Source organism: Leptospira montravelensis, from assembly GCF_004770045.1.
GTDB lineage: Bacteria > Spirochaetota > Leptospiria > Leptospirales > Leptospiraceae > Leptospira_A > Leptospira_A montravelensis.
The window spans coordinates 470,898-495,724 of record NZ_RQFO01000017.1 but is presented as its reverse complement, the minus strand read 5'-3'; the positions used below and the strand labels follow the sequence as shown (position 1 = coordinate 495,724).

At 34.7% G+C, this 24,827-nt stretch carries 18 protein-coding genes; 4 read left to right on the top strand and 14 right to left on the bottom strand.

Annotation, left to right across the window (positions count from 1 at the left end; translation table 11 throughout):
- Positions 1 to 8: 8 nt before the first annotated feature.
- Entirely contained in the window at positions 9 to 2,396 is a 2,388-nt protein-coding gene (locus tag EHQ31_RS16195; RefSeq protein ID WP_135571985.1) for a ribonucleoside-diphosphate reductase subunit alpha, read from the top strand.
- 65 nt (positions 2,397 to 2,461) lie between these two features.
- Here the strand turns inward: EHQ31_RS16195 and EHQ31_RS16190 are convergent, their stop codons facing one another.
- Positions 2,462 to 3,550, bottom strand: coding sequence for a calcium:cation antiporter (locus EHQ31_RS16190; protein WP_135571983.1), 1,089 nt, complete (start codon positions 3,548 to 3,550; stop codon positions 2,462 to 2,464).
- A 294-nt stretch (positions 3,551 to 3,844) separates the two neighbouring features.
- Here EHQ31_RS16190 and EHQ31_RS16185 point away from each other — a divergent pair, with 294 nt between their 5' ends.
- Positions 3,845 to 5,251, top strand: a complete 1,407-nt coding sequence (locus EHQ31_RS16185) for a beta-propeller fold lactonase family protein (RefSeq protein WP_135571981.1) — start codon at positions 3,845 to 3,847, stop codon at positions 5,249 to 5,251.
- Positions 5,252 to 5,305: 54 nt separating this feature from the next.
- Here the strand turns inward: EHQ31_RS16185 and EHQ31_RS16180 are convergent, their stop codons facing one another.
- From EHQ31_RS16180 to EHQ31_RS16170, 3 genes are all read right to left on the bottom strand, one after another.
- Positions 5,306 to 6,061: an oxygen-binding di-iron domain-containing protein gene (locus EHQ31_RS16180; protein ID WP_135571979.1), complete on the bottom strand. Its 756-nt coding sequence runs from the start codon at positions 6,059 to 6,061 to the stop codon at positions 5,306 to 5,308.
- Between the two features lie 3 nt (positions 6,062 to 6,064).
- Positions 6,065 to 6,670 (bottom strand): hypothetical protein, encoded by a 606-nt coding sequence (locus EHQ31_RS16175; protein ID WP_135571978.1) that lies wholly within the window; start codon positions 6,668 to 6,670, stop codon positions 6,065 to 6,067.
- Between the two features lie 93 nt (positions 6,671 to 6,763).
- Entirely contained in the window at positions 6,764 to 7,129 is a 366-nt protein-coding gene (locus EHQ31_RS16170; protein ID WP_135571976.1) for a DUF2200 domain-containing protein, read from the bottom strand.
- Positions 7,130 to 7,318: 189 nt separating this feature from the next.
- Between EHQ31_RS16170 and EHQ31_RS16165 the strand changes: the two genes are divergently transcribed.
- On the top strand, positions 7,319 to 8,596 hold the full coding sequence (locus EHQ31_RS16165; RefSeq protein WP_244247438.1) for a Kelch repeat-containing protein: 1,278 nt from the start codon (positions 7,319 to 7,321) through the stop codon (positions 8,594 to 8,596).
- On the opposite strand, the gene EHQ31_RS16160 is transcribed toward EHQ31_RS16165, so the two are convergent.
- Genes EHQ31_RS16160 through EHQ31_RS16150 form a run of 3 tightly spaced genes read right to left on the bottom strand, consistent with a single transcriptional unit; the run spans position 8,593 to position 10,773 of the window.
- Complete coding sequence (locus EHQ31_RS16160; protein WP_135571974.1) at positions 8,593 to 9,021, bottom strand: DUF3995 domain-containing protein; 429 nt, start codon at positions 9,019 to 9,021, stop codon at positions 8,593 to 8,595. The two genes, EHQ31_RS16165 and EHQ31_RS16160, sit on opposite strands and share 4 nt — an antisense overlap.
- 22 nt (positions 9,022 to 9,043) lie before the next feature.
- Positions 9,044 to 9,652: a hypothetical protein gene (locus EHQ31_RS16155; RefSeq protein WP_135571972.1), complete on the bottom strand. Its 609-nt coding sequence runs from the start codon at positions 9,650 to 9,652 to the stop codon at positions 9,044 to 9,046.
- Positions 9,652 to 10,773: a WG repeat-containing protein gene (locus EHQ31_RS16150; RefSeq protein WP_135571970.1), complete on the bottom strand. Its 1,122-nt coding sequence runs from the start codon at positions 10,771 to 10,773 to the stop codon at positions 9,652 to 9,654. The genes EHQ31_RS16155 and EHQ31_RS16150 overlap by 1 nt, the downstream gene beginning before the upstream one ends.
- A gap of 625 nt (positions 10,774 to 11,398) precedes the next feature.
- On the opposite strand from EHQ31_RS16150, the gene EHQ31_RS16145 reads away from it, so the two are divergent.
- Positions 11,399 to 12,964 carry a methyl-accepting chemotaxis protein gene (locus tag EHQ31_RS16145; protein WP_135571968.1) on the top strand — a complete coding sequence of 522 codons (1,566 nt, stop codon included), beginning with the start codon at positions 11,399 to 11,401 and terminating at the stop codon, positions 12,962 to 12,964.
- A gap of 109 nt (positions 12,965 to 13,073) precedes the next feature.
- Here EHQ31_RS16145 and EHQ31_RS16140 read toward each other — a convergent pair whose 3' ends face one another.
- The 7 genes from EHQ31_RS16140 to EHQ31_RS16110 form a co-directional block, all read right to left on the bottom strand.
- On the bottom strand, positions 13,074 to 13,982 hold the full coding sequence (locus EHQ31_RS16140; RefSeq protein WP_135571966.1) for an LEPBI_I2678 family protein: 909 nt from the start codon (positions 13,980 to 13,982) through the stop codon (positions 13,074 to 13,076).
- Positions 13,983 to 14,245: 263 nt separating this feature from the next.
- Positions 14,246 to 15,328 carry a hypothetical protein gene (locus tag EHQ31_RS16135; RefSeq protein WP_135571964.1) on the bottom strand — a complete coding sequence of 361 codons (1,083 nt, stop codon included), beginning with the start codon at positions 15,326 to 15,328 and terminating at the stop codon, positions 14,246 to 14,248.
- Positions 15,325 to 17,931, bottom strand: a complete 2,607-nt coding sequence (locus EHQ31_RS16130; RefSeq protein WP_135571962.1) for an FAD-binding protein — start codon at positions 17,929 to 17,931, stop codon at positions 15,325 to 15,327. Before EHQ31_RS16130 ends, EHQ31_RS16135 begins: the two co-directional genes overlap by 4 nt.
- A gap of 257 nt (positions 17,932 to 18,188) precedes the next feature.
- A complete protein-coding gene (locus EHQ31_RS16125) occupies positions 18,189 to 19,007 on the bottom strand; it encodes an arylamine N-acetyltransferase family protein (RefSeq protein ID WP_135571960.1) in 819 nt (272 codons plus the stop codon).
- A 231-nt stretch (positions 19,008 to 19,238) separates the two neighbouring features.
- Positions 19,239 to 19,814 carry a TetR/AcrR family transcriptional regulator gene (locus tag EHQ31_RS16120; RefSeq protein WP_135571958.1) on the bottom strand — a complete coding sequence of 192 codons (576 nt, stop codon included), beginning with the start codon at positions 19,812 to 19,814 and terminating at the stop codon, positions 19,239 to 19,241.
- An 11-nt stretch (positions 19,815 to 19,825) separates the two neighbouring features.
- A complete protein-coding gene (locus tag EHQ31_RS16115; protein WP_135571956.1) occupies positions 19,826 to 22,891 on the bottom strand; it encodes an efflux RND transporter permease subunit in 3,066 nt (1,021 codons plus the stop codon).
- A complete protein-coding gene (locus tag EHQ31_RS16110; RefSeq protein ID WP_244247437.1) occupies positions 22,888 to 24,474 on the bottom strand; it encodes a TolC family protein in 1,587 nt (528 codons plus the stop codon). Before EHQ31_RS16110 ends, EHQ31_RS16115 begins: the two co-directional genes overlap by 4 nt.
- Positions 24,475 to 24,827 lie beyond the last annotated feature (353 nt).

Genomic DNA, 24,827 nt, shown 5'->3' with positions numbered 1-24,827 from the left:
GAAATTATATGTTTGTTATTAAAAGAAATGGAAAAAAAGAATCGGTTAAGTTTGATAAAGTTACAGCTAGAATCGAAAAACTATCCTATGGACTAAGCCGTCTGGTAAGTCCTATCGATGTTGCCAAAAAAGTAATCGAAGGAATTTATGATGGTGTTAGCACTTCTGAACTGGATAATTTAGCTTCCGAAATCGCTGCTTCACTTACTACAAAACATCCAGACTATGCACTGCTTGCTAGCCGAATCGCTGTGAGTAACCTACATAAAAACACAACTAAATCTTTTTCGGAAACAATGGAACAACTCTATTCTTACATTGATCCGAAAACTAAAAAATGGATGCCGCTTATTGCCGAGGATGTTTGGGAAGTTGTTAAAACATATTCAGAAATATTAGATAGCTCTATCATTTATGATCGAGACTTTGGATTTGATTATTTTGGGTTTAGGACTTTAGAAAAATCTTATTTGTTACGTCTTGACGGAAAAATCTTAGAGCGGCCCCAACACATGTACATGAGAGTTGCCATTGGTATTCATAAAGAGAGAATTAATGATGTAATTAAAACTTATGACCTGATGAGCGAACGTTGGTTTACGCATGCAACACCTACACTTTTTAATGCAGGTACTCCAAAACCGCAAATGAGCAGTTGTTTCCTTTTGACAATGAAGGATGATAGTATTGATGGAATTTATGATACTCTCAAACAAACCGCAAAAATTTCCCAGAGCGCTGGTGGAATAGGAATTTCTATTCATAATATACGTGCTACAGGATCCTATATAAGTGGTACTAATGGTACTAGCAATGGAATTATTCCCATGTTACGTGTGTTCAATGATACTGCACGTTATGTAGATCAAGGTGGTGGAAAAAGAAAAGGAGCATTCGCGGTTTATTTGGAACCTTGGCATGCTGATATTTTTCCTTTTTTAGAATTAAAGAAAAATCATGGAAAAGAAGAAATGCGGGCTCGTGATTTATTCTTTGCACTTTGGATTTCTGATTTATTTATGAAACGAGTAGAAGAAGGCGCAGACTGGAGTTTGTTTTGTCCCAATGAAGCCCCCGGTCTTTCCGATGTTTATGGAGACGAATTTGTAAAATTGTATGAACAATACGAAAGAGAAGGAAGGTCACGTTCTACCGTAAAAGCCCAAGACCTTTGGTTTGCCATTGTGGAATCGCAAATTGAAACAGGAACTCCTTATTTATTATATAAAGATGCAGCTAATGCCAAAAGTAATCAAAAAAATTTAGGTACTATAAAGAGCAGTAATCTTTGTACTGAAATTTTAGAATATACAAGCCCAGAGGAAGTTGCAGTTTGTAATTTAGCTTCTGTCGCCTTGCCAAAGTTTGTTGCAAATGGAATTTTTTTATTTGATAAATTATATGAAATTGTTTATCAAATGACAATCAATTTGAATCGAATTATTGATGAAAATTATTATCCAGTACCGGAAGCTAAAAACTCCAATTTAAAACACCGCCCTATAGGTATTGGCGTTCAAGGTCTTGCCGATGTTTTTATTTTGTTACGTATGCCTTATGAAAGTGATGCGGCAAAAAAACTAAATATTGAGATTTTTGAAACTATCTACTTTGCCGCAATGACAGCGAGTAAAGACATAGCAAAAGTAGAAGGTCCGTATCCAAGTTTTCCTGGTTCACCTTTATCAAAAGGAATTTTTCAATTTGATTTATGGAATGTGAAACCTACTGAGCGGTGGGATTTTGAATCTCTACGCAAAGAAGTAATACAATACGGCGCAAGAAATTCACTTCTTGTTGCTCCAATGCCAACAGCCTCCACGTCGCAAATTTTAGGAAACAATGAATGTTTCGAACCATATACTTCTAACATTTATACTAGAAGGGTTCTTAGTGGTGAGTTTATCATCGTCAATAAACATCTATTAAACGATTTAATTGAACTTGGTATTTGGAATTCCGAAATGAAAAATAAAATTATTGCATCCGGCGGAAGTATTCAATCTATTTCATCAATCCCGGATGAACTCAAAGAAATTTACAAAACGGTTTGGGAAATGAAACAACGATCTCTCATTGATATGTCGAGAGATCGTGGTGCATTTATTTGCCAGTCACAATCTTTGAACTTATTTGTCGAAAATCCAACAGTTTCTAAACTTTCCTCCATGCACTTTTATGCTTGGAAACAAGGCCTAAAAACAGGTATGTATTATTTGCGAACCAAGGCAGCAACCCAAGCTATCCAATTCACAGTAGAAAAAGCTAGAGAAGAAATTTTGAATCCTAAAAATTTACAACAGCAACCATTGCCGGATAACAAAGATAAAGTGGATTCTAATTTTGTTGGTGAGTCATGTTCGATGGAGGAAGGATGCCTTGTTTGCGGAAGTTGATGAATCCAAACTAAGTATTTATAGAAGTAAGGTCCTAGACCAAACTTCTTTTCTGAATTCAGATTCTAAGGCATCAGTGAAATCGCCAAAAAGGATGCCATGATCACTAAGTGAATGAGTCCATGAAGTGATGTGGTTCTTCCTGAGCCGAAAGTGAAACTACCTGCGAGAAATGTTACCATCAGAAAAACAATACCCTTGGAATCCAATCCAAGGGTAAGTGGTTTATCGAATAATAATGAATAAAGGCTAACTACTGGTATAGTAAGTGCAATACTTGCAGCACCAGATCCTAATGCCAAATTTAAACTAGTTTGAAGTTCATTGATTTTTGCAGCATTCATGGCAGCCAATGTTTCTGGTGCAAGAACAAGAATCGCAATGACAATTCCCACAACCGCCTTTGGTGCACCTAACGCAGAAATTGTGTTTTCTATGGTAGGGCTAAGAATTTTTGATAAACCTACGACAGCCACAAGTGAAAATAAAAGTGAAATAAAACTTGTAATGGCTCGTTTTTTAGAAGGTCTGTTTGTGGATGTTTCTTCTAAAGATGATTCAATTTCTCCTGCAGAAAAAAAGTTCTTATGAGATTTTGTTTGTGACCAAACAAGTGATCCATACAAAACCAGTGATGCAAAAGATACAAATATTAGTTGTCCTGCACTGTAAGTTCCTTTGTTAGTGGTTGTAGTGTATAATGGTAAAATTAACGTAAGAGTGGACAGTACGGCAAGGACTCCCAGTAAGGCCGTTGTCCCTACTGATTGAAAACCCAATTCTTTATGTTTTAGTCCACCTAACAAAATACAGATACCAATAATTCCATTTGTGACAATCATTAAAGCTGCAAAAACTGTATCTCTTGCGATTTGCGGTGAGTCAGCAGTGTCATTACTCATTAAGCTGACTATCAATGCTACTTCAATCACTGTTACTGAGATTGCCAAAATCAAAGTTCCGAGTGATGGACCTACGCGTTCAGCAATGACTTCTGCACTATGAACTGCACTTGAAATTCCAACGGCTAAAAAAACAACGGCGAATACAATGAGAAGTCCTTCGCCAATAGGAGCTAACAAAGCAAAGACTAAAACTAAAAAGGAAGAGATCGAAAGCCAATCATTGGATGAAAGTGTTTTTGTATTTGGCATAAAGTTTTTCCTTTAATAAAATCCTACTCTTCTCAGACTTTCATTGATTCTTTAAAGTTCATTTTAATCCACAAATTTGCCATCTTTATTCAAATTGGGGCGCCTCGAATTTTTTGTTATAACCCAATCTATACTTGGCACGACCGGGCTTTTCGTTTCAATCTCCGCTTCGCTTCGATTTCCACTACAATCCCTGGCGCTGGCATTGAACAAAATTCAATTGATTTCTTGTCACATTTATATTTTTGGAATGACATTTTCTAGTATCCGCTTTACTTATGTTTGTTGGTTCCTATGAAAACAGATCGTTTACATCGATTGAATCTTCCGTCGTTCTATAAATTCCAAAAAGTTTTATCTTTATTTCTTTGTATTTTTTCTTTTAATGCCTGTCTTCTCAATCCTATTGTTCATGATCTTCTTTTTCCAGAAAAAAAATCCTCTTCGAATTCATTACTGGCTCTTTGGGCTTTACTAGCAAATGCGGAATCCTCTGTAGAGTTAAATCGCAATTGGGCCGGAATTCGGAAAGGGGAAAGTTTACAGTTAGAAGCAAAATATTATATTTTCGGATCACAAGTCGATTCATCATTCCAATGGTCTAGTAGCAATAACACAGTAGCTACTGTGGATGCTAATGGATTTGTACAAAGTATCGGCAATGGAAAGGTAATTATCACTGCTACCTCAGCTGATGGAAGGGCAAAAGCTGACTGTGATATTACAGTTTTTACAGGTTACGTTTATACAAGTTTAGATCTAAACTCATCGGTTGCCTTTCTCACTATGAATCACACAACAGGTTTGTTGTCCCATTATGCTTCTTTTCCAACTGGAAATGGACCGACTGGGATTGGAGTGGAGCCATCAGGTAAATTTTTGTATACTGGTGATTTTTATGGCAACACGATCTCGCAACATTTAATCAACCAAACGACAGGGGCTTTGACTCAAAATTCTCCAACCACAGCAGCAGCTGGAAATAGTCCTCGCAACCTTGTGATCACTCCAGATGGAAAGTATTTGTATTTGGCTTCTGAAGGCACTCAATCCATCCACGCCTTTGCAATTAACGGAGATGGTACTCTTAGTTTTCTTAATTTTTATAACACTTCCATTGTACATTCACAAATTCAAATTTCAAGAAATGGAAATTTTATATTTTTTATGAATCCTTCTGTAACAGAGGTCACTTCATTTCGAATCAACTATGCTGATGGAAGTTTATCACAAGTTAACATAAGTCCATCTTTTCCCAATGATGGATCCGGTCATATAACAACTCACCCCAATGGCAAATATATATATGTTGGATCCTTTCCTGCAGTTACAGTATTAAGTTTTGATAAAAATACGGGCAGCATGAGTATCGTGGATTCTGTTTTTCATGGTAAAAGTATCAATAGTACTGCAATTCATCCCAGTGGAAGTTTTCTTTATTTAGTTCATATCAATGAAGATACAATTTCTTGTTATACAGTAGATTCCAAAAGTGGTAAAATTTCCTATTCTTCTAATGTAACTACTTTTGCATATAGTAGCATTCGATTTATGATCATTGATCCAACGGGACGATTTGCTTATGTCGCTGCAAACGGCGGAAATTTAATTCAATATAGTATCAACCAAACTACTGGGGAACTGATTCTTTTGGGAAAAGTCGATATAGGCGCGGTTCAGTGGAATTTAACTTTTCTATAGATTTTCCAATCCGAAAAAAGGAAAGGGCGAGGGGCCAATCACCAAGTTCTCAACTTATGGTTTCGGAAGCGCCAAAGCATCCATTCCAATTTTTAATTCCGAAAACCAGTTGATAAATCGTTCCACGTCGGGACCTTGAAACACTGATCCGTGTTGTGGACAAAGCATATCTGGTTTGAGATGGGAAATTCGTTCACACCAAGCTATTTTTGCTTGTTCAGATGCCATCCAACGTTTATGAAATTTTTCCATAAATCGAACATGTTTATCAAAATCTTTTACAATCAAATCTGTTTCGTCTTCTGGAAGTAAGGCGGCACCTACATCTCCACTAAATAAGATTTTTGCCTTGGGATCCCAAAGATTTAAATTTCCAGCACTATGTAAAAAGTGCGCAGGTATGGATCTCAGTTTGATGTTTTGGTGTATGATTTCCATACCTTCGTCGGGCATAGGAATGAATGTATCTGCATTTCCACCAAAGTGTGGTAAAAATCCTGTCCACAGCCAGCTCACATAACAACGAATTGATGGGTTGACTTCTAGCCAAAGAGATATAGACGAAACTATATCTGGGTCTTGATGAGAAGCAAAAATATTCTGAATTTGTGATGCAGGAAATACTTCTACAAGTGCAGAAAATACTTCGGGAAAAATTTCGCTACCACCTGGATCTGTGAGTAGACCCATTCCATTTGATTCTATTAGATATTCGTTGGTATCGATGAGCCAATTGGGTTTGGAAGGATCTCTTGCAATTACTGACCATTTGTGATCGTTGTCCGAATAGATAGTTTGAATTTTTTTCATGGTTTACCAGAGTTTTGCAAGATAACGATAAGATGATTCGATAATATTGAGTGCTCCATCAAAACTTTCTGCCACTGCTAAAAAAAGTTTTTGGTTTTCTACTATGGATGCTGACTCAATGCGTGTTTGTAAAGAAACTGTCCTGCCTTCCATACATAACTTAGTGGAACTTTTCACTAAGTTATGTATGGCATTAAATTCTTTTTTCAACTGAGAATCTAACATTTCTTTTTCTTCGAATCGGTAACGTAAACTCGATTCGATATTTTTAAAATGCATTGGGTTTACTTTTCTTGTTTTGCATGTTTCTACTGCTGCATGCATAAGATGATATACTTTGGCAATTTTTTGCATTTCACTAGCCATTTTTATGACGATCGTAATGGCTTTCGTTAGTCTTTCGTTTACTTCTTGTATTTTGTGATTAAAATGAATGATTTCGGCAGAAACAACACCATAACTGGCAGCGAAAGCTCCCGAATTTGCCGAAAGAATTTGAGCATTTAAAGCTCGAATTTTTAAGCTATAAAGCAGCATTCTTAGTTTTAAAATCTCTTCATTGGTAAAAATGATCTTTCGAAAAAAATCTTTTGTCTCTTCGTCAGCCATAGGGAACCTAACAGGAATTTAAATACTAGAACTTAATCAGGAGATCATCCATATTTCGAATTGTCAAGGAGAGATATAATTTAAGGAGTTAAATTATACATTTCGCAATATTTTTTCTATCGCCTTTCCCTTTGCTAATTCATCCACCAATTTGTCCAAGTATCTGACTTTTTGGGTTAAAGGGTTTTGTATTTCTTCCACTCGATATCCGCAAATCATACCTGTAATCAGATGTGCATTTTTATTTAATTTTGCTTTCTCAAAGAATGTTTGGAAGTTAACCTTCTCATCTATTAATTCTTTTATTTTTTTTGAATCAAAAGAAGTTAACCATTCAATTACCAAATCCAATTCCTTTTTGGTTCTACCTTTTTTTATTACCTTTGTCAGATACAGTGGATAAACTGTGGCAAAAGTCATTTGAGCCATTTTTTCGTTATGTTTGTCTGATGGTTCCATTGATTACAAAATAAAAATCAACCTTGAAGCATTTTTAAAAGATAGCAAGAAATAATTGAACATTCAAATTTTAACTTTCCTATTTTGATTAGTCAAAATCCTAATTTATGGTATTCTTTTAATTAACTTTTTTGATGGGATTCTAAAAAAAGATAGCACTTGTTTGGTTTATATAAAAATATCGGAACAATGAAAATTTTATTGGGAATATTATTGGTACTTCTTACATGTAAACCCGCTGATTTGGAAAATTCATGTGATTCAAGTTCTAATACCTTTCTTGAAACATTAATTGTCAAAATAGGGAGAGGTGATCTTTCTCCTCATTGCGGAATAAAAATAACAACGAATATTTGCGATCTAAATTATCCTTCAGTAATTCAAACTGAAAATTCGCAAAAATTTTTAGATGAAATAAATTTTCAATCACAACAAGGATCTACAGGAAGTCCTACTTTTGATTCTACTTCAATTACGGTTCCCTCTGCATCGTTTCGATGGTTAGGTTCTGTTCTTGCACCCAATGGAAAAATTTATGCAATACCTTATCAAGCAACAACAGTCCTTATCATTGACCCTATAACGAATACTGCTGATACCACATCTATTGTTGGGTTAACTGGAACCAATAAATGGAATGGCGGAGTTCTTGCACCCAATGGCAAAATCTACGGAATTCCTTATTCGAGTCCCAATGTTCTTATTATTGATCCTGTTACCAACACAGCAAATACGACAACGATCACTGGTTTAGGTTCAGGAACTAGTAAATGGAATGGTGGAGTACTGGCACCCAATGGCAAAATTTATGGGATACCTTCGGAAAGCGACAGTGTTCTAATTATTGATCCTGTTACGAATACAGCAAATACGACAACCATCACAGGTTTAGGAGTGGCTACAAGTAAATGGTCCTCTGGTGTTTTGGCTCCTAATGGAAAAATTTATGGAATTCCTTATAATATGTCTGATGGTGTTCTTATCATCGATCCTGTAACCAATACAGCTAACACTTCTACGATTACAGGTCTCAGTGGGTCGTTTATGTGGTCTTCAGGTGTTCTGGCTCCTAATGGTAAAATTTACGGAATGCCGTATAATGCGACAAATGTTCTTATCATTGATCCAATAAATGGCACTGCCGATACGACTACAATTTCCGGCATTATAGGTACTAATCCAAAATGGATTGGTGGAGTATTAGCGCCAAGTGGCAAAATCTACGGAATTCCAGCATCAAGCGAAGAAATTCTCATATTAGATCCAATGAATCAAACAGCAAATACTTCAACACTTGCAGGTTTAGTTGGAACTAATAAATGGAACGGTGGAACACTGGCATCCAATGGAAAGATTTATGGAATTCCATTTTCTGCGCCGTCTAACTCTGTGTTAATTATAGATTCAAAATCTAAAGGTACATTTTGTCCTTCTATTTTAGAATCTTCATATTTAAATATTTTTTAAATTAAAATTTGAATTAGTAGAACTAGTCCAATGGAAATACATAATGGATTGTAAATTCGTTTTGTGTAATAGACAAATATAGGTTTCCATTGTTTTGTGATGAATGGAAAATAAGCAAGTAATCCTCGTAATAAAAAAATCAATGATACAATTGTCAAAAGAATTCTTAATCTAAAGATCATTTTGCCATCTAATGATAGTTTAGTCTTCAAAATCCATAGAATAGGTAACAAGGAGAAAAAAAATAGAAAGATAGCAACTAACAAACACATGAACGGTGCTGGAAATCTATCTCCTTTTCCGAAGACTAAGTCAATTAATTCTTGTTTGTTTTTCCCTGGCCAAAGTCCCCCAAAACCCCAATAGACGTGGATGGCTGCGAGGAAAAGAAGTAAGAGAGATGAGGTAATGGCAATGGGAGTCATATATAAAACTAAATATGTTTTTTTAGCGTTTTGAAAATTTTATAGTTCCCACAATCTGTTTGATTTCATCCAAAAATGATTCAAAATCTTCATATAAAAATCCAGATCCCACTAAATAAATATGGTCTTTCATTGGGAAAATCCAAAATGCTGAAACTACTTTAGTTTCGTTGTTTTCCTCGTCTAAGATGGAATGGGAAAATAAGGCATATCCTGCCAAGTTGCCGTTAATTCTAACAGTTTTAGGTTCAACAATGTAATCAAAATTTTTTAATACTAATGAAAGTCTAAATAGATATGTGCGTAAGTCAGCCGGTATATTGTTAAATTCTAAATCGCTTTTCTGAGCTTTGATATTGATTGTCGTGAGATATTTTTCAATTTCAGGGTCTCCCTTCCGAATTGAGAACAATGGAACTTCTCTACTTTCGTGTAATAATTTGGTTAAGGTTTTTGAATCCAAATAAACACGGTTTTTGCTATCAAGAAACTCTTCTGATGTTACTTCTTCCCATGTATTTGGTTTTTCTATCGAAAATCCAATTGATTTGAATTCAATGAGTTTTGCAGGATTTGCAAACAGGATTGAAACGGAAACTAGATACAAAATGATCCAATATATTTTTTTCATTAGTTCTTACAGTTCCTTAAATTGACAAAGCCCCATTTCTCTTCAATGGCAAAAGTAAAAACTCCATCTTTGTAAGAATTTAATTTATCAAAAACGGGAGGTACTACCCATTCTGCATTTTTATTTATAAAACCTTTTTTTCCGTCTTCCTCCACAACTGCAAGGCCTTCATGAAAAGAAGAGATATAGGAAAACTTAGGTTCAATCAGGTATTCACCTTTTGGGTTAATGATTCCATACTTTTCCCCAATGGAAACGGATGCGTATCCTTCGCTAAAATCATATTCAGAATCAAATTTTGGCTCTATTACAATCTTTCCATTTTTATCTAAAAATCCCCATTTATTGCCAATTTTAAATCTAACTAAACCTTCATGGAAATTACCAATATAATCAAAGTTTGGCGGAGTAATTTCTTTGAAGTTTGAATCCATGATTCCTTCTTTTTTTAAGTATTTGTATACGATTGTTCCTTCATAATAGTATCCTCGAAGTTCGTATTTATCATGAATGAACATTTTTTCTTGGCCCTTGCTGTTGAGTAGGCCTTGGTGTTCCTCTCTTTTGAATATTCCCCATCCATCAATAATTCCTGTTATAAAATCATATTTGATCGGGATGACAACTTTTCCGTTTCTATCAATGAATCCATATTTCTTATTAATTTCTACGCCAGCCAATCCATTTTGAAATAGATAGGTCATATCATAATATTGATTTCCTAATAAATCTCCTTTTTTGTCTACAAATCCTCTTGGATCTTTTCGATCCTCGCCTGCTCTAAAAACGGCATAACCTTCATTAAAGTCTCCAACCAGAGAAAATTCGAAATCCATAACAACTTTATCTTTGAGATCAATAAATCCATATTTTCCATTTTTTTTAGCACGGATCCAGTCATCAAAGACTGAAGATAAATCATCGTAAATCACTCCACCAACCTTGATCCTATTGTCTTCAAAGACTAAATGGTGTTTACGATCTTTGGTATATTCTAATTCTATTACTTTAAATTTTAATGAACAACCATTGTAGGTTGGATTTTCCTTTTTAGGTAAACTTGAACATACTAAAAAAGATAAACTTACGATAGTTAGAATACTGAATTGAATGAATTTCATAGAAATTGTATTTTATTCAGCATTGCTTTATAAAGGAAACAATTTTTTATATTTTGCGCCCCGGATAGTAGCGGAAATCCTTTGCGTAAGCAAAGATTGGAGCGGATAGCCGGAAATGTGCGCCCACAACTTGAAACGTCAATGTTAATTCACATAACAACTAATATGCGTTTCCGTTGGTGTAAAGTTGTCTGATTTCAAGGTATAAAATACTTAGTTATCAATATTCGCGATAGTTAGCAAGAATTGGGAAGTTGGAGTGGCTTTTATTCGGATTTCACTTAATGATAGTTAAAATTTAAATAAAGCTTTGCTTAAAAATGATTGTTACTTTTTTTTCGATGGTTACTTGGGTGGGAAAGGGATTGCAAAGGATGAGCAAGTGATAAGATGTATTCTTTTGATTTGCTATTAATCCCCAAATTTAAGTTTTTAAGCATAGTATTAGATATGAATCTTGCTGAATAATTAACTCTGTATGTTTTACATACGTTTAGTTTCTAAAATCTACTCTGACTAACTGAATTCATTTTGACGATTCTTGGCCTATTTAATAATGTAAAATATAATTCGTTGCGAAATAATTCAAAAAATTTCGTCAATTTCTATTGGAGAGATTTGCCCTATGTCAGCTGTAACCGGTAACTATTTAGAAAAGGGGAGTATGATTGCGAACACAATTCGTATTTCTTTTGCGATTGTGATGTTATCCATCAATATTTTCTTTATGGTGGCAATTCCCACAACGGAAAAGACCATGAGTCTTATTCTTTCATTTTTAGAATTTGTGGTATTATCGTATGGTGTTTATACCTTTTGGCTCTACAAACAGAAAAAATTCTATTTAAAATTTGCCTACGTTTCCATTTTACTCGATATCATCATCTATTCGAGTGTTTTTGCAATTGTGGTTATTATGTCCAAATCACCTGCAGAAAAGGTATCAATTGCAACATTACCTTTTGTCATGTTGGTCCTTCTATTCGTCGTTATTTATTCTGGATTTCTTTTGTCTTACCGACTAACAATGACAGTTGGATACATCGCAATTTCTAGTTTACTCCTTTATGTTTTTTTAGGAGTCATGGGAGGTGCAGAAATCAAATTCATTGCCACTGCGGCAAACCAATTTGGGATTCCCTTTATTGGAATCAATACAATCGCATTGGTTTGCGGTGTTCATATGATGAGTGCTGTTGTAAAATTTATGTCTAATTCGAGTAATGAGGCAACTAAATCTGCTGAGGATGCAAGGTTAAAATCGGAATCTGCAAATCAAACCAAACAAAACATCCAATCAGAAGCAGAGACTTTAAACAAAAGTGTCCAAGAAATGTTAAAATTTATGGATTCTTTAAATTCTGAAATTCAAACACAAGTTTCGAGTGTCGAAGAGATCAGCGCATCAATGGAAGAACTGGCAGCATCAATGGACAGCGCTAGCGATTTTGTAAAATCACAGTTTACTAGAATTGATGACTTAAACCAAGAAAGTTCAGTGATGGATAAAATTTTGTCTGAAGTTTACTCATCAACTATCAATTTGGCACAAACCACAGACGAATCCAAACAATATAGTTTCCAAGTGACTTCAGCAATGGATTCTGTAAGTTCTAATTTTGAAGAAATTAAAGAAAGTTTTCAAAAAGTGGAAGAAGTGAATCAAATTTTAAGGGATATTGCCGACAGGACCAACTTACTAGCATTAAATGCTTCAATTGAAGCGGCAAGGGCTGGTGAACATGGTAGAGGTTTTGCCGTTGTAGCTCAAGAAGTTGCAAAACTTGCTGATAGCGCACAAGAAAATGCTTCCCTCATTTCAAAAATCATTACGCAAGCAGCCAAACAGATTGTTAGCGGAAATACTGCTGCCTCTGAAACGAAGGAAAAAATGGGAATCCAAGACAAAAGTTTTGGGATTCTTGTTTCAAACTTATCTGATTTAAAAGTTAAAGTGGAAAAACAAACATCGATTCATAAATCATTTTTAAATTCATTTCAGGAATTGTTCTCACTTTCCAAACAATTGGAAGTTGTGGCATCGGAACAAAAAATAGGAACTCAGGAAATGTCGAGGGCACTTGTATCAATTGAACAATCTGCATCTTCGCTTGCATCCAATACCTCACACTTACGTGAAAATGTGGATGGACTTGCAAAACAATCGGAGCGATTGGCAAAACATATTTAAATTTGGATTCGTTCCTCTTTACCTGAGTTCGTATTTCTTTCCACTGGAGCTGAGACTAAAATCAGTTACTCAGCTCCAAAAGTATCAATTTATTTTGTTTGCGATGGGTTTATCTTTTAAGGTCTTGTGGATTAAATACATCCCTACAATTTTCCAAGGCAATTCGTCTAAGAAAATCAAACCTTGGCAATATACCTTGAAACAATGTTGTGTCTTCCTCATTGATATGAAGGAATCGAATACCAGTTCCTTTTTTTTCATAGTCGATGGTTCCACAAAAAACACCAACTCCGCCACCCGGTATATCTATGATTGATTGGCCTGGTACTTTTGCTGTATATCGGATTCTCGCTTTATGATCATAGGCATCCCCTTCAAAAGTTCCTTGGATCAAATACCGACCTGGTTTAATCTGTGCTTCTTGATTGGGATTCATTAAACCTGCAAATTGGACTTCTGAGTCTGGAATTTCTTTTCCAGATTCATCAACTTTTGTTAAACGAACTTTTATTAAATTTCCATAACTGACACTGGTAATTTTGTCCTTATCTTGTATTACTCTCTGATTGAATTTATCATGTGAAGGATTATTGTTTTGAATTTTGAAACTGGGATTTACCGTTAATTTATTTAGAACAACGGATTTTGGTGAATATTTTTTATGATAACCTAAGTAATAATCTGTGATAAAACCAATAGGAGCGGCAGGCAGCAAAAGTATATTTCCCCAAAACCAAAAACTAAAACTAGATTCAATTTGCGCAGATTCCGGATTAAAACCATCTTTCTCCACTCGGATCGTTTTGGTTGGTTTTTTTTCAAGTTCTGGAAATCCAGCTTTTGTGACAATCAGTGATTCACCAACTTTTTCATTCTCAATATAAATTGAGCTATTTTCTGGTCCCAAGATTTGTAATTCTTGCGATGAATTTCTCATATACGTCGCACAGTTAAAACTCATAAACAATATGAGAAGAAAAGTAATATTAATTTTGGAAGATTGAATGTTCTGTATCATACAGCAGAAGATTCAAATATTCGAAAAAAATAGCAAGCTAAATATAACAACTATTTCATGGTATCCTTCTTTTAGATTCTAAAAATACCAACGAGTATTAATTTGAATAATCACTATATGATTTAAAATTGAATGATTCTATGTTCGTTTCTTAAATATAAGAAATTGAATTTTAATATCCTCACTTTGGATCCATCTTCAAGTTTAGGAGCGATTTCTTAGGGAAGGCGGCTTCTTGAAAGAATTTTAATCTAATTGGTTTATTAAAAATCGTAGATATGTTCAATTTCGATGTTTTTTTCACTTAGAATTTCCAACATAGCTTTTAAGTTTTGAACTTTGGAGACTAGCGCATAACGCATTTCTCCTGGTCTAGTGAGGATGTCTTGTCGGAATATCGTTTTTGATTCAGGAATTTTTGGAAAACTATCATCCTTCTTTAATAAGATAGTCACTAAGGTGGCTGATTTATTTCCTGCTATCTCCTGTAAGTCGACAGTTTTTCCTATAAGGATAGATTCCAAAGTAGAATGGAAATCTGCATACCTAGGAATCAAATACACAGTATGAAGAGGATCCTTACCATTTAGAAGTTTTATTTTATCATTGGTATTAATGGTTTCATCTAAAACAATAGCAGTGCCTAAAATAGGATCTTCGTAGGTAGCTTTTGTGGCTTTTTTGATCAAAAATCCATACACAGCTTTTACAAAAATATCTGTGGTCAGATAATAACGTCTCTCCCATTTGCGAAACATATGATCCCCAAATAAAGGAACTTCAATCCAAAGAGATTTGAGTTCTTGAAAGAAATTATATTCATACCAAGGAGTCTGTAGTATAAAGTTTACGTAAGATTGTGTGAACTTTGCATTGAATTGGTCTTCTTCAGTGAGTGCCTTGTCTTCGGTTAATGTGGTAATACGACCAATCATCTTTTCATAAATTTGTTTTGCTCCATACTCAACTGTCGTACTGACGGTTAATACAACTATCATTAGATGGTATCCATAGTTAAATTCATATGATTCTAAAATTTGGTCTGAAACAATCATATATGATTTCCAAAGTTGCAAAACGTGTTCCCAATAAGGAAATGTGCTAGAAGTTTGATTTTTAAAATATATAGCTTGTTCTTTGGGACTATGAACTAAAAACCACTCGGGAAAAGTTAAAAAAGTTTGGTCTCCGGGACGTACATGTTCTTTGGGAGTGAAGGACATCGTATCATTCAGCATCCATTCATTTGGAACTTTTTCAATATATTCTGTAGTGGATTGTTTTGAGGTCCAAATGCAAATACTGAGGGAAAAAGAAATTAGAGTAGTAAAGATCAATCGACTCATTTTGATACCTTCGTAAAAATCATTAAAGTATTATCAGAAGGGTCATCCTTCTGGAGTAGTCTTTCTGGTCCTGCTTGCAAATGGAATTTTTTCAGAATCTCTATCCATTCCTCAATGGAACGAAATTTTTTAAATTCAGCAGATTCAAATTCCCAAGTTTCTTTTAATCCAAGATTGAAAACTGTATGGATGAGCGAAACAAATGCAGACATTTCTGAATCTTTCACATCATGATCTCTTAATATAAATTTACCTCCAACTCGAAGAACTCGATGGATTGATTGGATGAAGGATTCTAATTTATCTAATTGTATATGATGTAAGCCAATCAAACCAGTAACAAGATCTAGGCTTTCAGAAGGTATTTCATTACTAATCGGATCATAATCGTTGAGTGGATAAAAAGTTCCAATTTTTCTGATCCCACCTCTTTCTAAAATATCAACTGCATTGTACTTAGGTGGAACTGAATTTACTATATAAATTTTTTGGTTAAATTTTAATTTATTTTTTAAACTCGAAATGTATCTTCCAGTGGTTCCGATTTCCATATATCCGTTAATGGTAGTATTGGTTCCAAGTAGTTCCAAAATTTGCTCAGACAGTTCTTTTTTTTGTTTGAGTAGTGCAGGTAATGCGTAAGTCAAATCAGCATGAAAAGGTTTAACTGAATTTATTCTTTTTGAAATTTGTGAATAAATTTCGAGATCTGTTTTGTATTGTTTGGTGATATCGTAGATCAACTGAAAGAATTTTTCTTCTGGATAAAGATTAAAGACCACTTGCAGAAAGCGATAGAGTGCATCACTCCACTTTACATTTGCAAAAATTTGATGAAATTTGGAATCAGAAACTTCAGGGTTTTGGTTATCTTTGTAATAAGTATCCCAAAAAATATTTTTGAATCGAAACTTGGGATCTAGTTTTTCTTTTAAAGCAAAAATTTCTTTGTATTTAGGATAAGCTCTCTGGAACATTTCTTTGGATGCATGGGTTTGGTAAGGTAAATAATAAGTGCCTCCTGCTTCAATGCTAGCATTCATTAATTCTCTAGTCCACACTGCGACTTTTAACTTATCAGTTTCGTTTACTTTTTGTTTATAATATAATACAAAAGCAAAACTTTCTTTGGGCGCCCATGACAAATAAGTTTCTTCATCTGCCTTTGCATGACGTACTGAAATATTCACCATGTTTACTTTATGGCGTTTTAAGATATCACACAATCTGTCTGAAAATACATTAAATTTTTCAATTGGAACAAAGTATTCTTGTAATACGTAAGTTGATTTTTCACGTGCTGATGGCTCTAGTTCTAAAACATCATAACCAGCTTCATAATTTCTCCAGTGGACTTTTTTGGAAAAAAATAGCAGAGGATCTACAATATACTCACGCCTCCATTTTCCAAATGGAGATTCTGTAAAGTCCCAGAAAAAATAACGATGGATTGGATAAGATGATTGTAATGGCATAAATCTTGAATTTACGGTAGGTTTGTCTAAAGTAAATTCCCAACTAACTGCCCTAATGTTTTTATATTTAGGAGGATAAATATCGGCATTATGAAAAATTACCTTTTTATCTTCCCGAATACTATATTTAAAAAATTGGAAGTATTGGTTTTTTTTCATTTTTTTGCTGACTTGTTTTACTTTAACATTGTCATCCAAATCAAACTCAACCGCTGCTATAATACCAACGGAGTTATAACCACCAATCATCCCAGCAAATATATCGGAATTTTCTTCTCTGTTTGCTTTGATTAAACTACCATCGGCAAGGATTACATCAATGGATCTGACTGATAAAACAACAGGACCCAATCCCATATAACGGCCGTGACAATTGACACTCAATGCACCACCTACAGAGAAGTTTGCATACGTTTGCATGATCTTAACAGATAAATCATCTTTGTCGATATAATGTTGAATGTCACACCAACGAATGCCTGCTTGGACCTTAATCCACTTTTCCGATGGATTGTAATCAATCACTTGATTGAGTTTTCGCATATCAATGTGCACTGTGCCTGGGCTTGCTGTTTGGCCACCCATACTAAATCGCCCTCCACCCACAGAGATGGAACTTGGTGATGATTTTACAAAATTTATAAGTTCATCCAAGGATTCTGGACGAAACACAGAGGATACGATTACTGGATTTAATCGCGTAACATCGTTTATGATCACTTCATTTGATTTTAAGTGGGGAATAGTGGTTCCATCATCATTTTTATAATAATCAATTTCCGACCCAGGAACTGAGCCGTACTGGTTGCCTTTAGTATTTCCTTTTTTAAAGGCTAAAAGGTAAATGACAAACAACGGACCAAAAATAGGTATAAACGTGAGTAGGATCGTGTTTCCTGATTTCCCAATATCATGAAATCGTTTTGCTGAAACTGCAAGTATCCCCCAAAGCATGAGCGGGTAGATGATCCAAGTACTTGTCTCTCCTAGGAAATAGTCCAAAGTTTGGTAAAAAACATAAAAGTTGGACCACATAAACAATGAGGCAATCCAATACACTTTTCTATCAATTCGACCCTTATAATTTAAGAGTAAGTATGTAACTGGAAGAAGTTGCTTGATTTTCAAAAAAACTCTCCTGGAGGGTTCATCTCTAAATGGATAGACCTAAATTGCAATAAAAAACTGAGGGCATACCATAGTTCTTTTCTTAAATGGATTTCAAAAATAATTTTGCACCTGTTAGTTTTTTATAAATTCTTCTGAGTTAATGTTCTAAACCTATTTGATTATTAATTTAGATTCAAAAAATTCAAAGAAAAAACCTTTAAAGTAATAGTATCACATTTGTATGTTTATTTAGTTTGATATTTTAATTTACGAAATCATTGATCCCATTGTAAACCAGGTGTCCGAAATTCTGTATCTAAGGGAAAAGTAAGGTTGAATTTTTCTTTAAGAATTTTTATTAAATCTTTGGGTGATTTAATTAGAAACTTATTGGCAATGCCATTTTTGTCACGTTCCGAGAATTCTCTATTGACTAGTGTAAACCTTTTCCCGTCCTCGCCTGCCCTAGCAACAATTAAGCGGTCCTTAAAATGAGATTTTGGATGGTCACTTGTATACCAATTTGCAAGTTCACGATCTATTTCTGGCATTTCTTCTAAAGTAAATTCACAAACATCGGACCATCCATTTGGAAATAAAACTTGATGGAAGTAACGATTTCCTTCATAAACAATTCTTCTTGTTTCGTGATTTGTTTTTTGTTCTGTATCTTGAATGAATTCTATTGCTGATGTGAGTGATACTCCACCTACACCAACATCAGTGAACCAAGACTTTCCAGAATGTTCTACTCGTAGAAAAACATGTGTTCGCGGCGGAGTAAATTCCCTTGGTCTATCTAAACGAACTCTCGCACTGATAGGAGTGACTTCAAATCCTAGTTTCTGCAAAACATGCAAAAGAAGTCCATTTTGTTCAAAACAATAACCACCTCGTTTTTGAATGATTAATTTTTCAAAAACTGAATCCAAACTAATATTGATACTTTTACCTAATAGAATATCCAAATTTTCAAATGGGATACTGCGAACATGAGCTAAGGTAATATTGTTTAATAATTCGAGAGAGGGAATTTGAGGGCCCTTAAATCCAATGCGATCAAAATACGCATCCAAAAATCGTTGATCATTCAAATGTATAATCCTAAATATTTTCTTTAAGTTTATCTGTTCTTTACAAAAGTAAATAAGTTTTCTAGGAGTGGAATCGCCCTTACACAGCAATTCGCCGTTGTGGAATGACCAGGTTTTTTAAATCGCCAATTTAGACTTTTTAGTTTTCATTTGAAAAATGGCTACAACTTCAGTAACCAAATGGAAAACGATTTTATGATACTTTCAATTTGGTTTCGTAAAGTATATTTTTTAGCGTTTTAGAATTCCATAAAATATTACATTGACAACTTCGTTTTGAAACTGGTGGATATTGAGTGGTACTGTAATGGATGACTTATTGTTGATGAGTTTGTCGATGGAAGCTAAAAACAAATGGACAGCTACTTCTGGCATAAAACCATCTCTAAGTTCCCCCTTTTTTTTTGCCGTATTGAATATTCGAGTTAATATTTTCGGTAGTTCAGTTTCCCTGTATTTGTTAATGTTTTCTGCGATGTGCGGAAATAATTCTGAGATTTCTCGAATAAATTCATCTAACATTGTATTAGGTGAGTCTTCCACAAAATTTTTATGCATTTTATTGAATTTTTCTACAGCAGTTAAGGTTTCGTCATCGGCAATCTGATTTAGAAGTTCAGAGTTTACCTTCTGTCTATAATCTAAATAGAATTCTAAAAGATCCTGTTTATTAGAATAGAATTTATATAATGTTTTGCGGCTTATTTTTAAAGAACTAGCAATTTCTTCCATTTTGGTTTTGGAATAACCGTACTTCGAAAACAATTCTTCCGCTTTATCTAATATTCTAATTTGAACAGGATCCAATTCTTACTCCTTTATTTAGTAACTATTTTTTTCTTTGGTTCAATCCACTTGCAAATGTATTGATACACAGCGGGAATTACATACAAAGTTAAAATTGTAGAAGATATTAATCCACCAATGACAGTTACACCCATCGTTGTTCTTTGTTTGGATGCTTCATTCAATCCAATGGCAACTGGAAGCATACCTGCAATGAGAGCAATCGATGTCATAAGTATGGGTCTGAGTCTTGCTCTTCCCGCTTCTATGAGTGCCGTTACAGTATCTACTCCAGTTTTTTGTAAGTCTTTTGCAAAATCAATTAGAAGAATGGAATTTTTTGTAGCCAGTCCAAAAAGTAAAATCATTCCAATGTTTGCATAAATATCCATAGCTTTCCCTGTTATATATAATCCCAAAAAAGCCCCAGTCATCGCAAGTGGAATGACAACAAGGATTGAGATTGGTATGATAAAACTTTCATAAAGCGAAGCAAGAACAAGGTAAATAAACACAACACCTAGACCAAGGGCAATGCCCATGTTTTTACCAGTGGATTCTAAATCTTCTGTTTGTCCGCTAAATGTGAGTTTGACACCCTCAGGTAACGGGAGGACTTCTTTCACAATACGTTGCAATTCTTCCATTGCGAAACCAGAACCTCGTCCATTTGGATCTGTATCAGCGGAGATTTCCACTGCTCTAGTTCGATTTTGTCTAAGGATAGTAGCTGGACCAGTGCTTGCGATTCCAGAGCTAACATAGGATAATGGAACTAAAAAACCATTTATATTTGGCACTTTCACTTGATTATAGTTTTTTGCCAAATCTCTTTGTTCATCTAACATCCGTACCCTTATATCATATTCGAAATTATTCTCACGAAACACAGCTACCTTATCTCCTTCTACAATGGTTCTCAGTTCTTTTCCCATTGTTTGTGGATTTACCCCTAATTTTACAATTTGATCACCTTTAGGGATGATTTTGAATTCTGGAGCACCATCCCTAAGGCTAATGTCGGGATCTGTAAGGTCTTTCATCTTTTTAATTTCATCAAATACTTGTTTGCTGTAAGTTTCCACTGATTCTGCATTATTGCCTGTAATAACAAATGAAAATAATCGCTGACCACCGCCCACGGGATCAAAATTCTTAACAATAGGTTTGGCAAAGGTATAATTTATTAATTTTTTACGAATGTAATCTTTAAACTGAGGTGTGTTTATTTTTCTTTCCTTAGAACTTACCAATTCTACATAAATATCAATTTTATTCTGTTTAATAAAACCAGCAGTGAGTTTGATTTCTTTTTGAGAATGAAGGAGTTCATTCACTTCTGTATTTATTTTTTTTGTAGCTTCCAAACTTGCGCCCGGAGGAAGTTCAAATGTAATTGTAAATTGTCCTAAATCTTGCGTGGGAATGAATTCAGACTTCAACATTTTTGAAATAAATATGCTACTCACAAAGAAGAATAAAGCAAGGCTAACTATGATAATTGGAACTTTTGTCGTAAATTTCAATGTACTAACATACAAATTTGTTAATTTTTCCTGAAAACGATCAAACATTACAATAGGGAACGATAAAATCTTTTTGATTCGACCTGGTTGTTTTTCAGAATGGTCTCCACCAAAATAAGCTGACATCATCGGTGCTATTGTTAATGCATCGTATAAAGAAATTAACAAAGCAAAACAAACAGTAAATCCAAATGGTTTTAATACCTGACCCATTACCCCACCTATAAAACCGATAGGGCCGAAGACAGCAAGGATCGCAAAGGTTGTGGCAAGTACGGCCAATGTCACTTCCTTCGTACCATCAAGTGCAGCTTGTTTGCTATCCTTTCCCATTTCCCTGTGCCTATGTATATTTTCGCGGACAACTATGGCATCATCGATAAGTAAGCCAACAGCAAGTGACATCGCAAGTAAAGTCATTGTGTTGATTGTAAATCCAGCTAAGTACATTAGGATGAAGGAACCTAAAAGAGAGGTTGGCAATGCAAGTCCAGTGATGATTGTTGATCGAACACTTCCTAAAAAGAATAAAACAACTACAATTGTTAAAATAATACCTATAAAAATAGATTCTTCCACGTCCCAAACATTGTCTTTTACAACTTTAGATGAATCGTTGTAGTAATCAAAATGAACCTTTGGATATTCATTCTTTAAAGATTCAATTCGATTTTTGACTGCATCAGCCACTTCAACAGTATTTGATCCAGATTGTTTATAAACTAACAAAAATAAGGCTGGTTTGCCATTCCAATAGGCAAGTGAAGTTATATCCTCAGATCCCGTAGTTACTCGTGCAACGTCTCCTACCGGTATTGGGATTTCATTGTTTAAAAAACTAATAGGCACATTTTTAATTTCTTCAAAATTTCTATATTCATTGATCGTTCGAAAATTGAGGTCAGATCTTTCGCCACGGATTTTACCTGCAGGAATATTGGAACCACCCGTTGTTATCTTTTGTGATACAGTGGAAGCTGCTATGTTTTTTGATATGAGTTTGTTTCGATCTAATTCTACCCATATTTCTTTTTTCCGTCCTCCAATGATATCGACAGAACCGACATTATTGACTGAAATTAATCTTTGTTTTATAGTTTCTGATGCAAAATCGTAGAATTCATTTTCTGCCATATCAGATTGCATGGAAATGCTGATGATTGGCAAATCGGACGGGTCAAATCTTCTAATCACGGGTTCTTCTACTTCGGAAGGTAACTTTTTTCTTGCAAATGCCACCTTATCTCTAATTTGCTGTTCCGCATAACCTATGTCTGTATCAGATGAAAATTCAGCAACGATGACAGCAGATCCTTCGTTACAAGTCGATCTGATTTTTTTCATTCCAGAAATCGTGGATAACTCATCTTCAATAGGTTTGGAAACCAATGTTTCAATTTCGTTAGGAGCCGCACCTGGATAGGTCACATTAACAGCTATCGTTGGAAAACTAACATCAGGAAAGTTTTCGACACCTAACTTCCCAAAACTAACTATGCCTACTACCGCAATTAAAATGACCGTACAGGCAATAAACACTGGTCTTTCGATTGATAATTTTGCTAAATTCATTGGTTGTCCTCGTTGTTTAAAATAGCTATTTGTTCTGGGTTAATTGCATATTTTTCAAAAAATGTCCCTTTTGAGATTTCGTATTGAATGATTGCAATATTGTAAGAAATGAGAGATTGCGAATGATTGGATTGAGAGCGGACATAAGCATCCATAGCGTTTTTTAAAACAACAGATGTTCCTTTTCCATTTTTAAAAGCAGAGAGTGCTTTATCATAAAATAATTTACTCTCGGTTTTGTTTTTCTTGGATTCTAAATAGAGTTCAAAACTTACTTTTATGTTCTCTCTTTTTGATAATAGATCTGATCGCACACTGTTTTGAATTTCGATCCATTCAATTTGTGATTGTTGTTTATTTGATTCAGCTTTTTTATATTCTGCTTCTGCTGCTTCATTGCCAAGTGGATAATCAATTTTAAATTCAGCTGTGTTTTGGTTGAACCTACCACTCAAAATTCCATAAAAATCTTGTGGGAATTGTTGGTCATAATTTTTGAAATTATAAGTTCCTCCAATTGTAAAATTTGGCAACAAACCATTGTCTGCTGACTTTAGATTATCTTCTGAGTTACGTAATAACAACAAGGAAGCACGGACATCATATCTTTTTTCAAAAGCCTCTTTCAGTTCTGTTTCATAATTATCTGTAACAATCAATTCTTCTTCATTCAAAATTGGTATAAAAGAGAAGTTGTCTTCAGGTTCTTTGCCAAGAGAAGTCAGTAATTCTCTTTTGATTTTGTTTCTTTCAAGTTCGGAATTTTTGACAGCACTTGTTGCTGAAAGGACAATCGAGTTCCATTGATGGATGTCTCCAGTTGTATCAAATCCATAGTTTGCCTTTTTTGTATAAATATCTCTAATGAGTTTGGCATTTTTTAATAAAGAAGTATTAGTTTCAAGATTTTCCTCGGCCAAACTTAAATTCCAAAATTCGATCAGTGAATTGACCAAACTTTTCGAAAGTGAATCCAAAGTATTGAGTCTTTGGATCGATGAGGATCTCCTAGCGGTTGCTAACTTTAATCGATCTTGGTAACCAAAAAAGTTTTTTAAGAGATCTTGGCTTATGTTGATTCCAACAGTTGCAAAATGATAGGATGGTTGTGCAAATCCAGAAAAACCTGAAATTGTGGAATTCCCTGTTTTTCCCGCATTGGTTTCATAACGATTGTCAATGATGGATACACCCAAACTTGTCCCTGTGCTGAATTTTTTGTTAATTCCCGCCTGTACGGTGTTATCCGTAACTCTAGTTCCTTGGATGATATATTGAGGCAGGTCAAAATTGGTAGTATTCTTTGCTAAACCTTTGGCTTCGAGATTCCATGCATAGTTTCCATTCGTTTTTTCCCAATCGTAATTACTTGTTTTTAACTGCAATTTGAGTGTTTGTGTCTTTACTTGGTTCTCCCAAGACATGCGAAGGATATCTTCCATTCGCATTGGATTTTGTGTTTTTTCCGATTCCGCAGAGAGGGTTCCCCAAGCCATAATGAATAGAATGTAAAAGAGAATCCCAAGATTTTTTGCGAAATTGGGCTGAAGTTTGACTCGATTTGTTTTATCAATTGGAAACATATTTTGTATCCTTTGTTTCTTTAGGAAACAAATATTGTATATAATGTTTCCTGTCAATCGATAAAATTCCTTCCTAGCAGGAGTAAAATCATAGGATATGTACGTAATTTTAGATCAATGATTGAGAAAAAAGGGATTTGGTTCTAAGTTTTGGAGAAAAATTGTATATTGGGTCTTTACCAATTTTCCCCGCGCCCCGGATCGAAGCGGAAATCCTTTGCGTAAGCAAAGATTGCAGCGGAGAGCCGGAAATGTGCGCCCGAGAACTAAAACACGTTATTCGTATATCCGCAGGCTCACAGCCGCTATCTGCTTTGCATATAGCCCGCTTACACCATAGGTATAACAGAAAC